Source organism: Pontimicrobium sp. MEBiC06410 (genome assembly GCF_053601615.1).
Window position 1 is genome coordinate 1 of sequence record NZ_JBSHNT010000111.1, and the last position, 405, is coordinate 405.

General features: G+C 46.2%; 1 pseudogene. It reads left to right on the top strand.

From position 1 onward, the window contains the following. Nucleotides 1-405, top strand: a pseudogene (locus ACVC08_RS00715) (hypothetical protein); the annotation flags it as partial.

Consider the following 405-nt stretch of genomic DNA (forward strand, 5'->3'; position numbering starts at 1 on the left):
CAGACTGTGATGGAGACGGAACACCAAATGGTACCGACCCAGATCCAAATGATCCATGTACAGATGATGGAACATTAGGCGACGAAGATTTAAATAACCCAATATTTGCAGATGCAGATTGCGATGGCGATGGGGTAACAAATGGCGATGAGATAGATCCAGATGGCGATGGAACACCAGGTCCAGATGGTACAGACTGGAATAACCCATGTGAGTTTGATGCAACAGACGTAACACTTCCACAAGGAGGCGATTGGGATGCAGCAGACTGTGATGGAGACGGAACACCAAATGGTACCGACCCAGATCCAAATGATCCATGTACAGATGATGGAACATTAGGCGACGAAGATTTAAATAACCCAATATTTGCAGATGCAGATTGCGATGGCGATGGGGTAACAA